This window comes from Alloalcanivorax xenomutans, from assembly GCF_032810065.1.
Lineage (GTDB): Bacteria > Pseudomonadota > Gammaproteobacteria > Pseudomonadales > Alcanivoracaceae > Alloalcanivorax > Alloalcanivorax xenomutans.
The window spans coordinates 203,157-220,834 of sequence record NZ_CP136538.1 but is presented as its reverse complement, the minus strand read 5'-3'; the positions used below and the strand labels follow the sequence as shown (position 1 = coordinate 220,834).

16 protein-coding genes are annotated in these 17,678 nt (G+C 60.3%); 4 read left to right on the top strand and 12 right to left on the bottom strand.

Features of this window, described 5'->3' with window-relative positions:
- The first annotated feature begins 7 nt into the window (after window positions 1-7).
- The gene (locus RYH70_RS01085) at window positions 8-3,109 is read left to right on the top strand and encodes an efflux RND transporter permease subunit (RefSeq protein WP_022997252.1); all 3,102 of its coding nucleotides are present in this window, start codon (window positions 8-10) and stop codon (window positions 3,107-3,109) included.
- A gap of 176 nt (window positions 3,110-3,285) precedes the next feature.
- On the opposite strand, the gene RYH70_RS01080 is transcribed toward RYH70_RS01085, so the two are convergent.
- The 3 genes from RYH70_RS01080 to mutM form a co-directional block, all read right to left on the bottom strand.
- Window positions 3,286-3,828, bottom strand: coding sequence for an outer membrane beta-barrel protein (locus tag RYH70_RS01080; protein ID WP_051414266.1), 543 nt, complete (start codon window positions 3,826-3,828; stop codon window positions 3,286-3,288).
- 37 nt (window positions 3,829-3,865) lie between these two features.
- Window positions 3,866-4,216: a hypothetical protein gene (locus RYH70_RS01075; RefSeq protein WP_022996541.1), complete on the bottom strand. Its 351-nt coding sequence runs from the start codon at window positions 4,214-4,216 to the stop codon at window positions 3,866-3,868.
- 308 nt (window positions 4,217-4,524) lie between these two features.
- The gene (gene mutM, locus RYH70_RS01070; RefSeq protein WP_317009645.1) at window positions 4,525-5,334 is read right to left on the bottom strand and encodes a bifunctional DNA-formamidopyrimidine glycosylase/DNA-(apurinic or apyrimidinic site) lyase; all 810 of its coding nucleotides are present in this window, start codon (window positions 5,332-5,334) and stop codon (window positions 4,525-4,527) included.
- Window positions 5,335-5,554: 220 nt separating this feature from the next.
- On the opposite strand from mutM, the gene RYH70_RS01065 reads away from it, so the two are divergent.
- Together RYH70_RS01065 and RYH70_RS01060 are read left to right on the top strand one after the other, a co-directional pair.
- Entirely contained in the window at window positions 5,555-7,564 is a 2,010-nt protein-coding gene (locus RYH70_RS01065) for a hydantoinase/oxoprolinase family protein (RefSeq protein WP_317009644.1), read from the top strand.
- A 72-nt stretch (window positions 7,565-7,636) separates the two neighbouring features.
- Window positions 7,637-8,839 carry a DesA family fatty acid desaturase gene (locus RYH70_RS01060; protein ID WP_317009643.1) on the top strand — a complete coding sequence of 401 codons (1,203 nt, stop codon included), beginning with the start codon at window positions 7,637-7,639 and terminating at the stop codon, window positions 8,837-8,839.
- 137 nt (window positions 8,840-8,976) lie between these two features.
- Here the strand turns inward: RYH70_RS01060 and RYH70_RS01055 are convergent, their stop codons facing one another.
- From RYH70_RS01055 to RYH70_RS01025, 7 genes are all read right to left on the bottom strand, one after another.
- The gene (locus tag RYH70_RS01055; protein ID WP_317009642.1) at window positions 8,977-9,357 is read right to left on the bottom strand and encodes a type II toxin-antitoxin system VapC family toxin; all 381 of its coding nucleotides are present in this window, start codon (window positions 9,355-9,357) and stop codon (window positions 8,977-8,979) included.
- On the bottom strand, window positions 9,354-9,563 hold the full coding sequence (locus RYH70_RS01050) for a type II toxin-antitoxin system VapB family antitoxin (protein ID WP_080530188.1): 210 nt from the start codon (window positions 9,561-9,563) through the stop codon (window positions 9,354-9,356). The genes RYH70_RS01055 and RYH70_RS01050 overlap by 4 nt, the downstream gene beginning before the upstream one ends.
- A 74-nt stretch (window positions 9,564-9,637) precedes the next feature.
- A complete protein-coding gene (locus RYH70_RS01045; RefSeq protein ID WP_080530187.1) occupies window positions 9,638-10,945 on the bottom strand; it encodes a TRAP transporter large permease in 1,308 nt (435 codons plus the stop codon).
- Window positions 10,942-11,442 (bottom strand): TRAP transporter small permease, encoded by a 501-nt coding sequence (locus RYH70_RS01040; protein ID WP_317009641.1) that lies wholly within the window; start codon window positions 11,440-11,442, stop codon window positions 10,942-10,944. Before RYH70_RS01040 ends, RYH70_RS01045 begins: the two co-directional genes overlap by 4 nt.
- Before the next feature lie 9 nt (window positions 11,443-11,451).
- Window positions 11,452-12,450 carry an NADPH:quinone oxidoreductase family protein gene (locus RYH70_RS01035; protein WP_317009640.1) on the bottom strand — a complete coding sequence of 333 codons (999 nt, stop codon included), beginning with the start codon at window positions 12,448-12,450 and terminating at the stop codon, window positions 11,452-11,454.
- A gap of 20 nt (window positions 12,451-12,470) precedes the next feature.
- Window positions 12,471-13,658 carry a CaiB/BaiF CoA transferase family protein gene (locus RYH70_RS01030; protein ID WP_317009639.1) on the bottom strand — a complete coding sequence of 396 codons (1,188 nt, stop codon included), beginning with the start codon at window positions 13,656-13,658 and terminating at the stop codon, window positions 12,471-12,473.
- 177 nt (window positions 13,659-13,835) lie between these two features.
- Window positions 13,836-14,957, bottom strand: a complete 1,122-nt coding sequence (locus RYH70_RS01025) for a C4-dicarboxylate TRAP transporter substrate-binding protein (RefSeq protein ID WP_317009638.1) — start codon at window positions 14,955-14,957, stop codon at window positions 13,836-13,838.
- Window positions 14,958-15,125: 168 nt separating this feature from the next.
- On the opposite strand from RYH70_RS01025, the gene RYH70_RS01020 reads away from it, so the two are divergent.
- A complete protein-coding gene (locus RYH70_RS01020) occupies window positions 15,126-15,899 on the top strand; it encodes an IclR family transcriptional regulator domain-containing protein (protein WP_317009637.1) in 774 nt (257 codons plus the stop codon).
- 16 nt (window positions 15,900-15,915) lie between these two features.
- Here RYH70_RS01020 and RYH70_RS01015 read toward each other — a convergent pair whose 3' ends face one another.
- Window positions 15,916-16,422, bottom strand: coding sequence for a PIN domain-containing protein (locus RYH70_RS01015; RefSeq protein WP_317009636.1), 507 nt, complete (start codon window positions 16,420-16,422; stop codon window positions 15,916-15,918).
- A complete protein-coding gene (locus RYH70_RS01010) occupies window positions 16,403-17,470 on the bottom strand; it encodes a helix-turn-helix domain-containing protein (protein WP_317009635.1) in 1,068 nt (355 codons plus the stop codon). The genes RYH70_RS01015 and RYH70_RS01010 overlap by 20 nt, the downstream gene beginning before the upstream one ends.
- Between the last annotated feature and the right edge of the window lie 208 nt (window positions 17,471-17,678).

Sequence of the window (17,678 nt, the reverse complement as noted above, 5' to 3'; positions counted from 1 at the left end):
GTCGCTCATGAAATTCACGGATATCTTCATCAATAAACCGGTTCTGGCCTCGGTGGTCAGCCTGTTTATTTTCCTGCTCGGGTTACGCGCCGCCACGGAACTGAACGTGCGCCAGTATCCCGAGCTGGAAAACGCGGTGATCACCGTCACCACGATCTATACCGGTGCCGACGCGGATCTGATTCAGGGCTTTATCACCACGCCGCTGGAACAGGAAATCGCTTCGGCGAACGGCATCGACTATCTGGTTTCCACCTCCCTGCAGGGGGCGTCCTCAATCCAGGCTTATGTACGGCTGGGCCAGGATCCCAACGAAACTCTGACGCAGATCGTCGCCAAGGTGAACAAGATGCGCAGCGAACTGCCGGAGGAGTCCGAGGACCCCACGGTGGAGCTGGCCATCGGCGATGATATCGCCGCCATGTACCTGTCGTTTTCCTCCGAGGTGCTGGACAACAATCAGATCACCGACTATCTGGTGCGCGTGGTGCAGCCGAAACTGGCCACCATCAACGGCGTGCAACGGGCACGAATTCTCGGTGACCGCACCTTCGCCATGCGCGCCTGGTTGAAACCGGAGCGCATGGCGGCGCTGGGCATTACCCCTTCCGACGTTTACGCCGCGCTGGAGCAAAACAATGTTCTCGCCGCGGTGGGCAGCACCAAGGGCACCAATGTGGCTCTGGATCTCAAGGCGGAAACCGACCTCAACGACGTCGCCGGCTTCCGCCGTCTGGTAATCCGCGCCCAGGACAATGCCATCGTGCGTCTCGAGGACGTGGCCGACGTGGAACTGGGTTCGGAGTCCTATGCCGCCTCAGTGACCTTCAACGGCCAGAAGGCCACGTTCATGGGCATTGAAGTGGCGCCGGACGCCAACTCCCTGGACGTGATCGCCGAGGTAAGGAAGGTTCTGGAAGACGAGATCTTCCCGCAAATGCCGGAGGGCCTGGAAGGCAATATTCCTTACGACGGCACCGAGTATATCCAGGACTCCATCGATGAGGTGGTGAAGACCCTGGTGGAAGCGGTGATCATCGTTATCCTGGTGATCTACCTGTTCCTCGGTTCTCTGCGGTCGGTACTGATCCCGGCCATCGCCGTGCCGCTCTCCATGGTCGGCGCGCTGTTCCTGATGCTGCTGATGGGCTTCTCCATCAACCTGCTGACCCTGCTGGCCATGGTGCTGGCCATCGGCATCGTGGTGGACGACGCCATTATTGTTCTGGAAAACGTGCACCGCCATGTGGAGGAAGGGCTCTCGCCCAAGGACGCGGCACTTAAGGGCGCGCGCGAGCTGGCCTGGCCGGTGGTGGCGATGACCACCACACTGGTGGCGGTGTACCTGCCAATTGGTTTCATGGGCGGGCTCACCGGCACCTTGTTCGTGGAATTCGCCTTCTCCCTGGCCGGCGCGGTGCTGCTCTCCGGCGTGGTGGCACTGACCCTGTCGCCGATGATGTGCGCCAAAATTCTCAAGGCCCACGACCCGGAGCATCGCGGCAATCGCTTCGAGGCCTGGCTGAATCGCCAGTTCGAGAAACTGGCCGGCAGCTATGAGCGGCGACTGCACGGCGCTTTGAACGACGTGCCCACGGTGCTGGTGTTCGGTCTGATCATTCTGGTGTCCTGTTACTTCCTGTTCGTCACCTCGCCGAGCGAACTGGAACCCAAGGAAGACCAGGGCTTTGTGCTGGTGTCCGCCACCGCCGACCCCTACGTGACGCTGGACTATCTGGAGCCGTTCACCCGGGAGCTGGAACAGATTGCCGCCGACACCCCGGCGGTGGAAAACATTTTCCTGCTCAATGGTCTCGGCGGCGGCGCCGGCACCGCCGCCTCCAACACCGCCCTGGCGGGTTTCGTACTGGACAGCTGGAATGAGCGGGACGTCACCACCAATGAATTCCAGGAACAGTTGTCCGGGCAGGTGAACAGCATCGCCGGTCTGCAATCAGCGGTGTTTGTCCCGCCGTCCCTGCCCAGCGGCGGCGGCATGTTGCCGGTGGAATTCGTCATCGGCACCACCGAACCGACCGAGAATCTGCAGGAACTGGCCAACCAGATCCTGGGCAAAGCCCAGGAGAGCCGCAAGTTCATCTTCCTGGACACGGACCTGAAGATCGACAAACCGCGCTACAACATTCTGATCGACCGGGAGAAAGCCGCGTCGCTGGGCATCACCATGCGCCAGTTGGCGCAGGAACTGGGCGCCATGCTGTCCGGCGCCTACGCCAACCGCTTTTCCCTGGAAAACCGGTCCTACAAAGTGATTCCCCAGGTTCAGCGCGGCGACCGGCTGACGCCAGAGCAGTTGCAGCAGTACTACATTCGCACCGGCTCCGGCGATCTGATTCCACTGGCCACTCTGGTGCGCCTGGAAGAAACCGTGCAGCCGCAACAGTTGAAACGCTTCCAACAGCTGAACTCGGTGACCATTTCCGGCGTACAACGCCCCGGGGTGACACTGGGCGAAGCGCTCGGCATCCTGGAAAGCGCGGCACGGGAAGTGCTGCCCCCCGGCTACAGCGTGGATTATTCCGGCCAGTCGCGGCAGTTCAAGAAGGAAGGCAGCGATTTGATGATCACCTTCTTCTTCGCCCTGATCGTGATCTATCTGGTTCTGGCGGCCCAGTTCGAATCCTTCCGTGATCCGATCATCATGCTGATCACGGTGCCCATGTCCGTGTGCGGCGCCATGATCTTCGTCAGCCTCGGTCTGGCCACGCTCAACATCTACACGCAGGTGGGGCTGGTGACTCTGATCGGGGTGATATCGAAACACGGGATTCTGATCGTGGAGTTCGCCAACAAGATGCAGGAAGAGGGCATGGGCAAGCGGGAGGCCATCGAACACGCCGCCGCCGTGCGCCTGCGTCCGGTGCTGATGACCACCGCCGCTTTGGTCTTGGCGATGATTCCGTTGCTGATCGCCGCGGGCCCCGGTGGTGGCGCCCGCTTCGCCATCGGTCTGGTGGTGGCCGCCGGCATGACCATCGGCACCCTGTTCACCCTGTTCGTGGTACCGGCCATGTACATGCTGCTGGGCCGCAACGAAGGGCACGGTGACGAAGAGACGGAGGCACTGCCGGAACCGGCGGAGAGTTGATGAGGAGTTGAGGAAAGCGGTTCGCCAGCAGGGCTGGCTCCTACAATTGTGCTACGAAGCCACCGTGGGAGCTTGCCTGCAAGCGAATCTTGGGGCCGGAAGCTCATTCGCTTGCAGGCAAGCTCCCACGGCGGCTTCGTCCTCCCTTGGCGGGAGAGCGATTACGTATTACCGATTCAGAATGTCCAGGAAGCGGACAGGGCGGGACCTTTCAGGGTGACGTTGTCCTTGTCACGATAGAACATGTATTCCACGTTGACGTCGAAGCGCTCGCTGACACCGAAATCGATCCCCAGACCGTAGGACGAGTCATACCATTTGTCCGAGACCTTGCCGCCGCCGTCCACGTCCATTTCTTCCTTGCCTTCGGTATAACCGCCAATCAGATACGGCGTGGCCATGGTGGCATTGGGACCACTCAGCTTCACATAAGCGCCATAGAAATACTTCTGACGGTACTCGCCTTTCACGGAAGTTCCATTGAGACGGTCTTCGTTGCTGTTCAGCGTGGAACCGCCGCGCATCTCCACCGCGAACCAGCGGTTGATACGGCCGCCCAGTTTGGCGATCAGGTCACCGGTCTCGAAGCGGTCGTCGCCGAAAAAGCGGTCATCCTGTTCATGATATCCGTATCCCAAGGATACGTAGGCTTCGCCGTGCGCCACGGATACACCCATGCCCATGGCCACGGCGGCCAATGCAGCCACGCAACGTTGCATAGCGGACTCCTCGAAAGATCAATCGGTAGCGGCGCGATTATTGCGCCGCATTGGCTTCTCGTATTTTTTTCTCCGCCTGTTTGCGCTCATGTTGCGTCGGCGTGCAACCCAGGCAACGCAAAAAAGTGGCGCGGGCGGGATTCTTCACCAGCACTTCGGCGGCTTCGCCTTCATTATCACCGAGCACGGAGAACGGCAACATTACCGTATATACGGCCAGACCGCCCACCGTGCCGACGGCCATGACCGGCCTGACGATCACGGCGTCCCCGAACATGGCCAGCGCCGACGGCTGATCGGCGTCTTCGTCCATGGGACGGGCCTGTGTGGTTTGGGATACGGTGCAGATGATGGTGGCGGCCGCCAGCAGGCGCAGGGCTCGCTTCATTGTGAGTCCCTCTTCGACAGGTTCTCGTTGGATAGCAGGATTGGCCGGGCAGTCCCAACCGTCTTGACCCGGCCTTTTGAATAGGAGCCCCCGCGGCCGTCCCTCGACCGCGGGAGCGGCGACTCACCCCCCACAGGTTCAACCCCCACACACAAGAAGATGGTCCGGGCTCCCCCCTTTTGCTGAGTCGCCGGGGCATTGTTACCCCAATTCAGCAGTCGTGCTGACTACTGGTTCACAATCTAAATCTTTATTCTTAGATAAACAATACGACAGCACACTGATCTCAGAAAACGGTTGAGCCCGCCTCAACGCTGGCAGTGGGGACAATACACGGTACTGCGCTGACCGTGGCGCCCGCCCCGCAGCGGCGTTCCGCACTGCCGGCAAGGCTCCCCCGCTCGACCATAGACCCGTAATTCCTGGGCGAAGTAGCCGGGCTGACCGTCAACCCGGGTGAAGTCCCGCAACGTGGTGCCCCCGGCCTCGATGGCCCGTGCCAGGACTTCCCGGATAGCCTCCGCCAGAAGGCGGTAACGAGCCAGGCTGATGCGCCCCGCTGGCCGGGAAGGGTGGATTCCCGCCAAGAACAGGCTTTCTTGCGCGTAAATGTTGCCAACGCCCACCACCGTGGCGTTGTCCATGATGAACGTCTTCACCGAGGCCTTACGCCCACGGCTGCGCCGATGCAGCCATTCTCCGGTGAAGGCCGCATCCAGCGGTTCGGGGCCGAGGCCGGTGAACAACGGGTGTTGCTCCAGGTCCGGCAGATAGAGCACCGCGCCGAACCGGCGGGGGTCGTTGAAGCGCAATAGCTGCCCGGAATCGAGCACCAGATCCACATGATCATGCTTGCGCAGCGGCGCCGCCTCCGGCACCACCCGCAGTGTTCCGGACATACCCAGATGCACCCCCAGATGCAGGCCATCCAGGTCCAGCAGCAAATACTTGGCACGCCGCCGCACCGCCAGCACCGGCCGATCCCGCAACGCCGCCACCCGCTCGTCCACGGGCCAGCGCAGCCGCGGCTCGCGCACGGTCACCGAGCGCAGACGGCGTCCGGTCAAATGAGGCTCAATCCCCCGCCGCGTGGTTTCCACTTCGGGTAATTCGGGCATTAACGGCTCCTTGGAATATGGGTCAGGACAGGATTCGCCAGCAGGCTGGCTCCCACAGACTACGCCACGAAGCCGCTGTGGGAGCTTGTAGCCCCCCTGTGGGAAGCGAGCTTGCTCGCGAAGGCAGCGGCAATGGGCAGCCCGCGGCCAGGACGGTTATGATACCCGCGGCACCGTCCTTGCGCAGGCGGTAAAGGGGTTAAGCACAAGCGGGGCAACGATGCAGTACTGGCTAGGCGTGGACACCGGCGGCACTTTCACCGATTTCGTTCTGCTGGGCGGCGAGCAACCGCGCATCCATAAAGTACTGTCCACGCCGGCGGCCCCGGAGCGGGCCATCCTGCGGGGCATCGAGGACATGGGACTCTCCGGGGCCTTGGCCCTGGGGGAGTTGGTCATCGTCCATGGCAGCACCGTGGCTACCAACGCAGCCCTGGAAAACAAAGGCGCCAAAACGGTAGTAATTACTAACTCCGGCATAGAGGATCTGCTGCTCATTGGCCGCCAGAACCGGCCCGAGTTATACAACCTGCGGCCGCTGCCCACCCACACCGCCCTGCACGACACTCCGGTCATCGGCGTCGATACCCGCCTGGACGCCCAGGGAGACACCCTGATCCCGCTCACCGAAGAGACGATCCGGCAAACGGTGGAAGCGGTTCGCCGCCATGACCCGGAATCCGTGGCCATAAACCTGTTGTTCAGCTACCTGGACCCCGCGGCGGAGCAACGGCTCTGCAAGGCGCTCCGGCAGGCCGGCTATCCGGTCAGCCTCTCCAGCGACATCCTGCCCACCCGTGGCGAGTACGAGCGCGGCATGGCCACTTGGCTGAACGCCTGGCTCTCTCCCCGCATGGCGGATTATCTGGCGCGGCTGAAACAGCACACCACCCCGGCGCCACTGACCATCATGCAGTCCAACGGCGGCACCATCGCCGCTGATCAAGCCGCCGAAAGGGCGGTGAACCTGCTGCTGTCCGGGCCCGCCGGCGGCCTCAACGCTGCCCGCCGTCTGGGGCAGGCCCTGGGCCGCGATCATCTGATGACCTTCGATATGGGCGGTACCTCCACCGACGTGGCGCTGCTGGACGGCGACATCCGGCTGACCCGCCAGGGGCGCATCGGGCCTTATCCAGTGGCCGTTCCCATGGTTGACATGCACACCATTGGGGCCGGCGGCGGCTCCCTGGCCCAGGTGGATGACGCCGGCCTGCTGCACGTGGGACCGGAATCCGCCGGTGCCAGCCCCGGCCCCGCCTGCTACGGCCAGGGCGGCACCCAAGCCACGGTCACCGACGCCAATCTGGTGCTGGGCCGCCTGCAGCCGGAATTCGCCCTGGGTGGCAACCTGCGTCTGGACCCGGCCAAGGCCCACGACGCCGTTGCCCGCGTGGCGGAACGCCTCGGCATGCCTATTCCCCAGGCCGCGCAAGGCATCATCGATCTGGCCAATGAGCATATGAGCCAGGCGCTGCGGGTGATCTCGATCCAGAAGGGCTTTGACCCGCGGGACTTCACGCTGGTGAGTTTTGGTGGCGCCGGCGGCCTGCATGTGTGCGCCCTGGCCACCAGCCTCGGCATGCGGCAGGCGGTGGTGCCCGTACGTGCCGGCGTACTGTCGGCGGAAGGGCTGGTCTACGCACCACGCCAACGTGAACGCATCCAGGCGCTGCCGGCGGATGCCGAGGCCGCGCATATTCTCACTCTGGCTCGGGAACTGGAGCGCCAGGCCCGGGCGGAACTGGAAGCGGAAGGCATCGACACCAACCGGATCCGCACCGAAACCGGCCTGGACCTGTGCTATCAGGGCCAGTCCTCCGTATTGACCCTGCCCTGGCAGGGAGAGAATCCCGCGCAAAGCGAAGCCGCCTTCCATGATCTGCACGAACAGCGTTATGGCCACCGGCTGTCATTGCCGGTGCGGCGGGTGAACCTGCGGGTCCGGTGCCTGGCCGAGGCGCGGCCACCCTCGCCGGGCCAGGCCCCACGGGGCGAGGGCTTGCCAGCCTGGGAGGCTCCGGTTTACGGTTCCGTTGGTGATGAAAGCGCCGCGCCAAACGCAGAAAGAAACAAAACCAAAATTCCTGTATACCGACGGGACGAATTAGGAGCCGATCAGGTAATCTACGGCCCCGCATTGATCTTTGAACCGGTAGGCACCATCTATATAGAAGCTGATTGGCAGGCCCGGGTGCATCCATCGGCCCATTTATTGCTTACCCGTTTATAACGTCGAGGCTCAAGGAACGAATCGGCGACATTCGCTTTCTAACGGACTACTACCGCCGCAAGCCGGATTATTATGAACACCATCCTGATGTTTCTCTCCGAGGGTCTGCTGGCCCTGGGTCCCTGGAGCCTGGTGCTGATCACCCTGGCCCTGACCCACGTGACCATTGTCAGCGTCACTGTCTATCTGCACCGCTATTCCGCCCACCGCGCGCTGGAATTGAACCCGGTGCTGAAACACTTCTTCCGTTTCTGGCTGTGGTTGACCACGGGCATGAACACCCGCGCCTGGACCGCCATTCATCGCAAGCATCACGCCCACTGCGATAGCGAGGAAGACCCGCACAGCCCGCAGGTGCTTGGCATCCGCAAAGTACTGCGCGAAGGCGCGGAGCTCTACCAGGCCGAAGCGCTGAACCAGGAAACCCTGGACAAGTACGGCGCCGGCTGCCCGGATGACTGGATGGAGCGCAACGTCTACAGCCGCTTCCCCATGCTCGGCATTATGCTGATGGCACTGATCAACATCCTGCTGTTCGGCTTCGCCGGGGTGACCATCTGGGCCGTGCAGATGATGTGGATTCCGCTGTTCGCCGCCGGTGTGATCAACGGTATCGGCCACTACTGGGGCTACCGCAACTTCGAATGCAAGGACGCCTCACGCAACATTCTGCCGTGGGGCGTTCTGATCGGCGGCGAAGAGCTGCATAACAACCACCACACCTACCCCAGCTCCGCCAAGCTGTCGGTGCGCCGGTTCGAGTTCGATATGGGCTGGGCGTGGATTCGCCTGTTCGAAATACTGGGCCTGGCGAAAGTGAAGAAACTGGCACCGAAACCGGTGCTGAACCCCACTCGCCCGAGTATCGATCTGGACACCGTGCGAGCCCTGGTGCAACACCGTTTCCAGGTGATGGCTCACTACCGCCGCACGGTAATCAAACCGGTATTCCAGCAAGAGCAAGCCCGCGCCTGCGAAGCCACCCGTGGTTTCTACCGCCGCGCCCGGGCCCTGCTGTACCGCGATCAGCGTTTCTTCAAGCCGCGTCATCAGCAACGCCTGGAGCAACTGACCGAACACAACCACACGCTGGCCACCATCTACGAATACCGCCTGCGCCTGCAGGAAATCTGGAGCCAGACCAGCCGTAATTCCGCGGAAATGCTGGATGCATTGAAACAATGGTGCCGCGAAGCCGAGGAGTCCGGCATTCACGCTCTGCAGGATTTCGTCACCACATTGAAAGGCTACCAGCCCCAACCGGCCCGGGCCTGATCATTTCCCACAGCCGGATCCTCGGAGCCGCTGTGGGAGCCAGCCTGCTGGCGAATTGGGTCTCAAATTCGCCTGCAAGCAAGCTCCCACAGCGGCCTTGTAGAAAGAAAGCTCTAAGTTTCCGTTCGCGGTTCTGCCTAATGCATATGCGGCTGGTACGCCACGTCGAACTCATCCGCCAATCCAGCCAAGCGTTTATCCAACGTCCAAAGCCTCCCTTCGGGAGTGATGACGGTTGAAGCAAGCAACATCATATCCACCAAACCACAACCTCGCCCGTATAAGCGTTCTTGCTCAACGAACGTCATGACCTCCTTAAGGCTGGCCTGATTACTCGGCCGCAATAGACCTATGTAGCCCAAAGTTCGTTGCCGAGGCTCAGGCGGAGTCCCACAGGCAAGCTCGCCCAAGACCATGGGATGCACCAGGGCACGGTCCATTTCCATCAGGTTGATCAGCGCCTCATTTTTTTCTCTGAAGTGCGCCACCCATACCGAGGTATCCACCAAAACGCTCATTCCTGGAACGGCTCCTCACGCCGCCGCGGGATATCCTCCATATCAGGTGAGGCTCCTCCCAAAGCGGCCAGGCGGCGCGCGGCTTGGACCCGAACATAGGTTTTGATGGCCTCCCGAAGAATATCCGCGGGTTTATCCAAGCCTGCTTCAGCCAGCTCCAATGCCTGCTCGTAGAGGGCATCGTCAATCGTGATTGTGGTACGCATATCGACGCTCGGTCATCATTATTGATGCCACAATGCATCAAATTCATCATCTCGTCAATATGGCACCATCCTGGTTAGTACATCAGCGAAGGCAACAGCAGGGATAACGTCGGAAACGTCATCAGCAGAATCAGCACCACCGCTTCCGCGGCCAGGAACCACACCGTGCCTCGCACCACCTGACCGAACGGCACCTTGTCGCCCACCCCGGCACTGACCACGAACAGGTTCAATCCTATTGGCGGTGTCAGCAAACCGATCTCGATGAACTTCACCACCAGCACGCCAAACCAGATCACGTCGATATCAAACGCGATGACGAAAGGCGCCAGCACCGGCAGGGTCACCAGCATCAAGCCGATCGGATCCAGGAACATACCCAGAACGATGTAGAACACCGTGACCGCCAGCAGGAACATCCACAGCGCCACTGCGTAATCTTCCACCCAGACACCAATGTTCATGGGAATCTGGCTGAGTGTCAGCATACGGCTGAACAACACCGCGCCGATGGCGATAAGAAAAATCGACGCCGTGCTGGTGACAGTTTCCGATACTGCCTGCTGCATCGCCGTCCAGCTGAAGGATCCCTGGAGCAAGGCGGCCACGATCGCCACGAAGGCACCGAAAGCGCCTGCCTCGGTGGCGGTCACCGTTCCGGTATAAAGCCCGCCGACGACACCGGCGACGATCACTGGCAGAGGCCAGGACTTGAGCAACAATACCCAACGGTCCCGGTTGGAATAGGCCTGCGCGGTCCTCGGCGCCAGATCCGGATTCAGTTTTACCCGGGTGACGATCAGCACGGCATAAGCCAGCATGGTCAGCAGGCCGGGAATAATCCCCGCCATCAACAGCTGCCCGACGGACGCCTCCATGAACACGGCATAAAGTACAAAAGGAATACTCGGAGGAATAAACGCCCCCAGCGTCCCGGACGCCGCCACCACCCCGGTGGCCAGACCAGGATCGTACCTGGCCCTCAGCATTTCCGGCACGGCAAGACGGGACATGGCACCGGCCATGGCCACGCTGGAACCGCTGGCGGCGGCAAAACCGGCACTGGAAACATTGGTGGCGATCGCCAACCCGCCCGGCAGAAAACCCAGCCAGGCCTTGCCCGCATCGAACAAGGTTCGCGTCAAACCGGTATGGAAGGCAATCGCGCCCATCAGAATAAACATGGGAATGGCGGTCAACGACCAATGGGCGATGAACTGAAAAGTGGTGGACCCCATCAGAGCGAACGCCGCATCCAGGCCACGGAGGGAGAGCAGCCCGGTAAAGGCACTCACCCCAAGTGACACCCCGATCGGCACGCGCAGCGCCAACAGCACCAGCAGTAAGGCGATACAAGCGAACCCGATCTGCACCGCGCTCATGACGAAACCTCCCGCCGGGACTTTCCGCGCAACAAACGGATCAGAAGATACATCGCCGCCAGGGCGGCCATGAAAACGCCCGCCCAGGCAATCCAACGGGACGGCCAGATCGACAGTTCAAAAAACACCGCGTCCACCCCTTCCCGGCGCCCCCAGCTTTTAACCGCCTGCAGGTACAAACCGTAGGAGAACAGAGCGAAGTACAGCGTCATTACCAGCAGCCCGAAGATGTCCGTGGCGGATCGTATACGCTTGCTGAAATGCTGAACCAGCACATCCACCCGGATGTGACTGTCCTCAACGACGCAGATGAAAATACCGATGAAGACCGCGGCCACCATGTAGTAGTAAGCAACGACCTCCATGGTTCCGGGAATGTGCATGCCGAACAGCAGCCTCAGCAGCACTTCGGCGGTAACGTGCACCATCATCAAAACGATCATCGCGCCGACCACATTGGTGGCCAGATCCTTTGTCTTTTTTATTAGCCGGTTCATAACCCAACCTCATCGAATACGTAACGCCACCTTGCCCACGGCACGGCGCTGAACCACCTGGTCGATGGCCTCCGTCACCTGCTCGAAACGAAACAGCTCGGGCGTGGCGAGCCTTATTTTTCCTTCCGCCGCGGACTGGAACAGCCAGCGCATCATCGACTGGATTTCATCGGAAAATTGATGACGCCGGTCTTCTTTTCCCCAACCCACGTACTCGGAAAAATTCACTCCCAGTAAACCGATGTTCTTCACCAACAACAGATTCACCGGCGCGGCGGGTATCTTGCCGCTGGCAAAGCCCAGGGACAAAATAGTGCCTTCCACCGCCGTGGCCCGAATCAGCGACGCGAACACCTCGCCACCCACCGGATCGAACACCACATCGGCGCCCCGGCCTTCGGTCAGCGACTTGACCTTCTTCACCACATCCCCGGTGGAATAATCGGTCCCTTCCGAAGCGCCCACCTTCATCGCCGCGTCCAGTTTCTCCGGTGAACTGGCCATGGCGATCACCCGGGCACCAAGCAAGGACGCCACCTGCACGGCGGCCTGCCCAAGAGCCCCGCCCGCGCCAGTGACCAAAACCGTTTTATCGGCCAGTTCGCCGGCCCGCTTCAGCGCCGTGGTCGCGGTGCCGAACGACAAGGGCAAGGCCACCGCCTGTTCCAACGGCACCGACTCCGGGACCGGGTAAACAGTGGCCCGGTCGATCACCACTTCTTCGGAAAAGGCGCCGCAATCGACAATGGCCGCTACCCGATCCCCTACTTTCAGATCGTTAACGCCGGGGCCGCATTCGGTAATAACACCGGAGACTTCCGTGCCGGGAACAAAAGGCGGCGTCATTTTGCGCTGATAGGTCCCCGCCACCATCAGGGAGATGGCGTAACTGACGCTGGCGAAGTGCACGGCGATACGCACGCTACCCTCCGCCAACGCCGGACTGGGCACCTCGGATAACACCAGGTCCTGATAAGACCCGAACCGGTCACAAAGCACTGCTCGCATCACCTGCTCCTTATTCTTTGTCACGCCTGCATGCAGGCACCGGATGACAGCAAGTTGTGGATCTCCGCCTCGGCGAAGCCCGCGCCTCGTAGGGCGTCCACGGTGTGTTGCCCCAAAGCCGGCGCCGGCGGCAACTCGTCCGCCGCCCTCTGCGCCCCCGGAAACGCCGGGAAAGGAAAAGCGCCGAAGTCCGGATGATCCACATCCGCCAACAAACGCAGAGCCTCCACCTGGGCATCTTCACGCAACGACGAGTAGCTGTTCACCGGCCCGCAAAGCACGCCCGCCTGATTGAGCCGGTTGATCCAGTATTCCCGGGATTGTGTCGGGAAGATGCCCGCCAGAAGATCATGCAAGGTATCCACATTACGCTGGCGCGCCTCGTTATCGGCAAAACGCGGGTCGGTTGTCCATTCTTCATGGCCGAGCGCCTTTGCCAGGGCGTGGAACATCTCATTGCGTAAACACACCACCGAAAGCTGGCCATCGGCGGCGTCGAAGTTGCCCGAGGGCACCGTCACCGGTTTTCTTTTTTCACCACCCTGCAGAAAGGACTCCACCATGGGCATAGCCTGAAAGGCCATCGAGGCGCCAAGCAGTGACAGATCCAGATGCCGGCCGACACCGGAAGCACGTTGCTCATGGATCGCCGCGGACAACGCGTAGCCGGCGTACAAACCGGTGATCATGTCCACCGCCAGCATGCCGACCCGCCGGGGAGACCCTTCGTCAGCGCCGTTCATGGCCGCCATACCGGTGGCGGCCTGAAGAATACTGTCCGAGCCGGCTCGCAGCGCGTGGGGCCCGCTGCGCCCGAAGCCGGAAATGGAACCCAGCACAATGCCGGGATTCAGGGATTTCAGAACGTCATACCCCAGCCCAAGCTTCTCCATGACGCCGGGCCGGAAGCTTTCCATCACCAGGTCCGAACAACCGACCAGGCGTTTGATTACCTCCCGGCCCTGTTCGTTGCGGGCATCCACGCAAATGCCTTTCTTGCCCCAGTTGGCGATCACGCTCAAAGCACTGTGCCCGTTGCGTGCCAATCCCATCACCCGGCCCCAATCGCCCTGGGGAGGCTCTACCTTCACTACCGTGGCACCCATCATCAGAAGCATCTGCGCCGCATAGGGCCCGGCCAGTCCCTGGCTCATATCCAGGACCCGGACCCCCTCAAACGGCTTAAACTGCGCTGTCGCTGCGTTCATCAATCAAATAACCTGTGAAGTGAAAAAAATCCGGTGCAGTTCTCATGGAGCAAGCTACCAAGCCGCTGTGGCGGCCAGCCTGCTGGCGAAAGACGCCCGACAGACCCAATTCGCTTGCAGGCAAGCTCCCACAGCGGCCTTGTAGCAACCATTAGAGCCCTGAACCGGCACGGTCCATCAAAACGCCTTGTCGTAGATTTCGGTTTTCAACAACTCGGCGTACTGTTGCTCGGTGAGTTGCTTGCCTTCGAGCAGCTTTTCCCACTTCTCCAGATTCCTGATGAAACTCTCGACAATCTTTTCCGGATTCTCGACACCACGCTCGGCGGCATTTTTAGCCGATTGCTCGATCTGGGATTGCATGAATTCTTCGCGACGTTGTTTGAGTGCATCGGATACCTCAACGAAGTTGACGCCCTGTTCCCGCGCCAGCTTTCGTACGTCCTGTTCTTCTTTCTGATACGCATACAAGGTACGAGCGAGCCCTACCGGCGCCGCATCGATTAATGCCTGGCGTCCTTTCTCATCCAGATCCTCCCAGACGGATTCGCGCACGTTCAGCAACGAACCGCCAAGAAAAGCGCCCATGGGCAGCTCGACGACGCTGTTGGCCACTTCCATGAGCGACAGGGACTTCAACCAGCTGGTGGCGCCGATGACACAGTCCAGTTGGCTGCGTTCCATGGCCTCGTAGGATTCGCTATTGGGAATGTTGACCGGAATACCCTCGATGCCCGACACCCAGCGGCCAATCTCCTCACCGGCCACGCGCATGCGTTTGCCCTCGGCCTCGAAACCACCATCGAACCGGTCCTTGCACATGGCCTGGTAAGGCGGCGTGGCGTAACTGGCGAGGAAGCGCACACCCTGCTCCTTGTACTCCTCAAGGCATTGCGGGCAATCGTTGAGAATGGTGTCCACCGACGCGGCGGACGCAGCCAGCGAGTCCCGGTCCCAGAACGACAGATCGCTGATAACCATGTTCGCCGGCATGGAAGTAGGGAAATAAACGGTCACCAGGAAGCCACCGTCGATCATGCCGTCGCTCACCGCCGACAGCATCTCCTTGCCCGAGGCCGCCGCCCCGGAAGGAAAGAACTTGAAGGACACCTCGCCATCGGACCGCGCCTTCGCCGCCGACATGAAGGTGGTGATCCCCTCACTGGTGGGATGGTGAGGCGGCAGATAACTGCCGTAAGTCAGATCACGCGCGGAAGCCAAGGCCGGCACCAGGGAAGTCACGGCGACCAGGCCACCGAGCAACGCGGATATCAATCGATTGCTGTTGTTGTTAGCCATGAGACTCTCTCCAAGCCCTCGTGGAGCTTTCTCCGAGTTCGGGGGTTGTGTTGCAACCCCATCTTGATTATTGTTCGCTATACGCACATTGTGTTCTCTAAAAGAACACCAGTAAGATAAGACGAAACTTTCGTTAATGTCAAAACGTCCCTGGACGGAGCGGTACCGATGGCGGCACACAAAGAGAAGGATGAGTCCCTGCTGGTCAGCGGATTCATGCGGGGTTTGAAGGTGATCACCACTTTCGGAGAAGGCGCCGCCAGGCAGTCCCTGTCCGATGTCGCCCGGCGGGCCGACATCTCCCGGGCCAGTGCCAGACGCCTGCTGCATACCCTCACCGCCCTGGGCTACGCCAACACCGACGGCAAGCAGTTCTGGCTCACCCCCCGCATGCTGAACCTCGGTTTCTCCTACCTCTCCTCAATGGAGATCTGGTCCTTCGCCCAGAGTTACATGGAGGAACTGGTGCAAAGCGTTCAGGAATCCTGCTCCATCGCGGTGCTGGACGGTTCTGACATCTACTACGTGATGCGGGTCCCCACCCGTAAACTGCTCAAAAGCACCCTCAACGTGGGCAGCACCCTGCCCGCGCACGTGGTCTCCCTGGGACGGATCCAACTGGCCGACTTGCCCCCCGAAGAACTCGACCACTACCTCAACAACCTGGAACTCACCCCCTACACCCGCTTCACCATCACCGACAAAGCAGAACTCAAGCGAGCGATTCAGGAAGACGGCGCCAAGGGCTGGTCCATCGTTGACCGGGAACTGGAGGAAGGCATGTTCGGCATCTCCGTGCCGATCAAGAATCGGGAAAACAAAACCATCGCCGCCATCAACCTCACTTTGGCGCCGAGCAAGGCCAATGAGGAAGGTATGATTGAGCGGTTATTGCCTGAGCTGCGAAAGACGGCTGAGAGGATTAATGGGGAATTGCGGTAGCAGAACAGATTCTGGATTAGTCGTTTCGTCTGGAGAGGCTTTTCTCCAGCCTGTGGAGCCCCTCTTCAGCGAGCTTCCAAGGTAAGCGGCGTCCACGTTCACGCATTCTTTTATATGCGTCCCTCGCCATCGCAACATCAAGGAGATTACAAACAACAAGGTGCTCAACCAGCCACAAGGTGCCTCTAACATCCACACCTTCTTGCTCGGCGACCACCCTGAGCGCCCTATCCCCAGTTAGAAGTGGGCACTGTTCCTGGCGGGCCAATGCCAAGGCAAAAAGATCATTCCGGCTCGGTGCACTATGGCTCTGCCCTAATGCCCCCGCATAACCAAGCGACTCCCCGGACAGCTCCAAAACGCCAAGCCCCAGCGCTAAAAGATGATCATGCTGCTCTTCCAATTCCTCATGGAAAAGGATATCAGGCACACACAGATCGAAAGGCGCCATAAAAGCGCTTTCAATAATCTGCCCCTCCTCCAAATCGATCAGGATATTAGCGTCACTGATCAGCACTCTCACCAATCAACTCCATCTGACGTTCCCGGTGAAAGCGGGACAGTGGCATGTTAAGCAGTTCCGCCGCCTTGGATTCTCCGATGATGTCCTCTCCCAAAGCCCGATAAACCAGCTGTGGAAACAAAGCTGTCCGCTCCTGCGGATAAGGCTCTCCCGGTTCCTTTTTACGCCAGCCGTTCTTCCCAAAGGAAATCTGGGTTTTCTTGTAGTAGGCATCAGAGATCACAGCCAGATCATAAGCCCGCCGCAAACAGGCCGCCATGCTCAAACCGTACTCGTGTTTGAGCATGTACAGCTCTTGAGGCTCCAGATGATGCCGGCGCTCCCCCAAATGCTCGAACAGCCCCGAGTCGGGGAGCAAAAAGGCACAGGCAAAGCGGTTACACGCCTTTTCCTCATCCAATTCGGGCCGCAAGCGACCGTGCAAAAGAAGGTGCCCTAACTCATGAGCCAAAGTAAAACGCTGCCGGTCGCCTGGCCAATGCGTGGAGACGACGATCAGCGGGGCATTGGCCACGGAAGCCTGTAATCCATCGAACTTCGACAAGTCGTCCACATCGCTCAGAATAACCAGGATCCCCTTCGACTCCAGCTCGGAAATCAGGTCCGGTATGGGATTGATACCCAGTCGCCAGACCGACCGAACCAGGCATGCCAAAGCATCGACTTGCTCCAGTGAAGCAACAGACTCCGGTAACTCAGAAGGCATTTCAAAAGATGGGACGGGAAAAGACGGCCACAAGTTGGCCAGCTCTTGCCAGCGCTCAGCCTGATCCAGGATATCCGCCTCGATCCGCTTGAGCAGTCCGGCCGGCGTGCTGGCTCGCTTACGGTACTCCACGCCTTCAAGCCGGACCTCGACAGAGCGGAAGAAGTATTCGCTGCGCACATTCAGCGCTTTGGCCAGCGCAATCAGTACCCGGGAACCGGGCATGCTCTGATCGTGCTCATACTTCTTGATCATGTTGGCACTCACATCCGCCTTTTCCGCCAAGGCCCGCATGGAGAGCCCGGCAGCGGCGCGAGCCCGCTTTAATCGCTCACCGATCATGAGTGCACCTGAATCCATGGTTTACAAGTTAGGCTGTTATTCTATATATGTAAACCGAAAGAGCAAGCCCGGCAGGAAGGACGCTATAGAAGAGCAGGAGGGAGGGACATCATAGGATTACCGCTCAGGCGCTCTCACTACCTACGGCCTCGGCGTTGAGCCAAACCTCATCTTCCTCCACTCGAAACTGCTCGGGGGAAGACCTTTC

Coding starts and splice junctions, on each gene's coding strand:
- RYH70_RS01085 (WP_022997252.1), top strand. CDS start 8: ATGAAATTCACGGATATCTTCATCAATAAACCGGTTCTGGCCTCGGTG.
- RYH70_RS01080 (WP_051414266.1), bottom strand. CDS start 3,828: ATGCAACGTTGCGTGGCTGCATTGGCCGCCGTGGCCATGGGCATGGGT.
- RYH70_RS01075 (WP_022996541.1), bottom strand. CDS start 4,216: ATGAAGCGAGCCCTGCGCCTGCTGGCGGCCGCCACCATCATCTGCACC.
- mutM (WP_317009645.1), bottom strand. CDS start 5,334: ATGCCCGAATTACCCGAAGTGGAAACCACGCGGCGGGGGATTGAGCCT.
- RYH70_RS01065 (WP_317009644.1), top strand. CDS start 5,555: ATGCAGTACTGGCTAGGCGTGGACACCGGCGGCACTTTCACCGATTTC.
- RYH70_RS01060 (WP_317009643.1), top strand. CDS start 7,637: ATGAACACCATCCTGATGTTTCTCTCCGAGGGTCTGCTGGCCCTGGGT.
- RYH70_RS01055 (WP_317009642.1), bottom strand. CDS start 9,357: ATGAGCGTTTTGGTGGATACCTCGGTATGGGTGGCGCACTTCAGAGAA.
- RYH70_RS01050 (WP_080530188.1), bottom strand. CDS start 9,563: ATGCGTACCACAATCACGATTGACGATGCCCTCTACGAGCAGGCATTG.
- RYH70_RS01045 (WP_080530187.1), bottom strand. CDS start 10,945: ATGAGCGCGGTGCAGATCGGGTTCGCTTGTATCGCCTTACTGCTGGTG.
- RYH70_RS01040 (WP_317009641.1), bottom strand. CDS start 11,442: ATGAACCGGCTAATAAAAAAGACAAAGGATCTGGCCACCAATGTGGTC.
- RYH70_RS01035 (WP_317009640.1), bottom strand. CDS start 12,450: ATGCGAGCAGTGCTTTGTGACCGGTTCGGGTCTTATCAGGACCTGGTG.
- RYH70_RS01030 (WP_317009639.1), bottom strand. CDS start 13,658: ATGAACGCAGCGACAGCGCAGTTTAAGCCGTTTGAGGGGGTCCGGGTC.
- RYH70_RS01025 (WP_317009638.1), bottom strand. CDS start 14,957: ATGGCTAACAACAACAGCAATCGATTGATATCCGCGTTGCTCGGTGGC.
- RYH70_RS01020 (WP_317009637.1), top strand. CDS start 15,126: ATGGCGGCACACAAAGAGAAGGATGAGTCCCTGCTGGTCAGCGGATTC.
- RYH70_RS01010 (WP_317009635.1), bottom strand. CDS start 17,470: ATGATCGGTGAGCGATTAAAGCGGGCTCGCGCCGCTGCCGGGCTCTCC.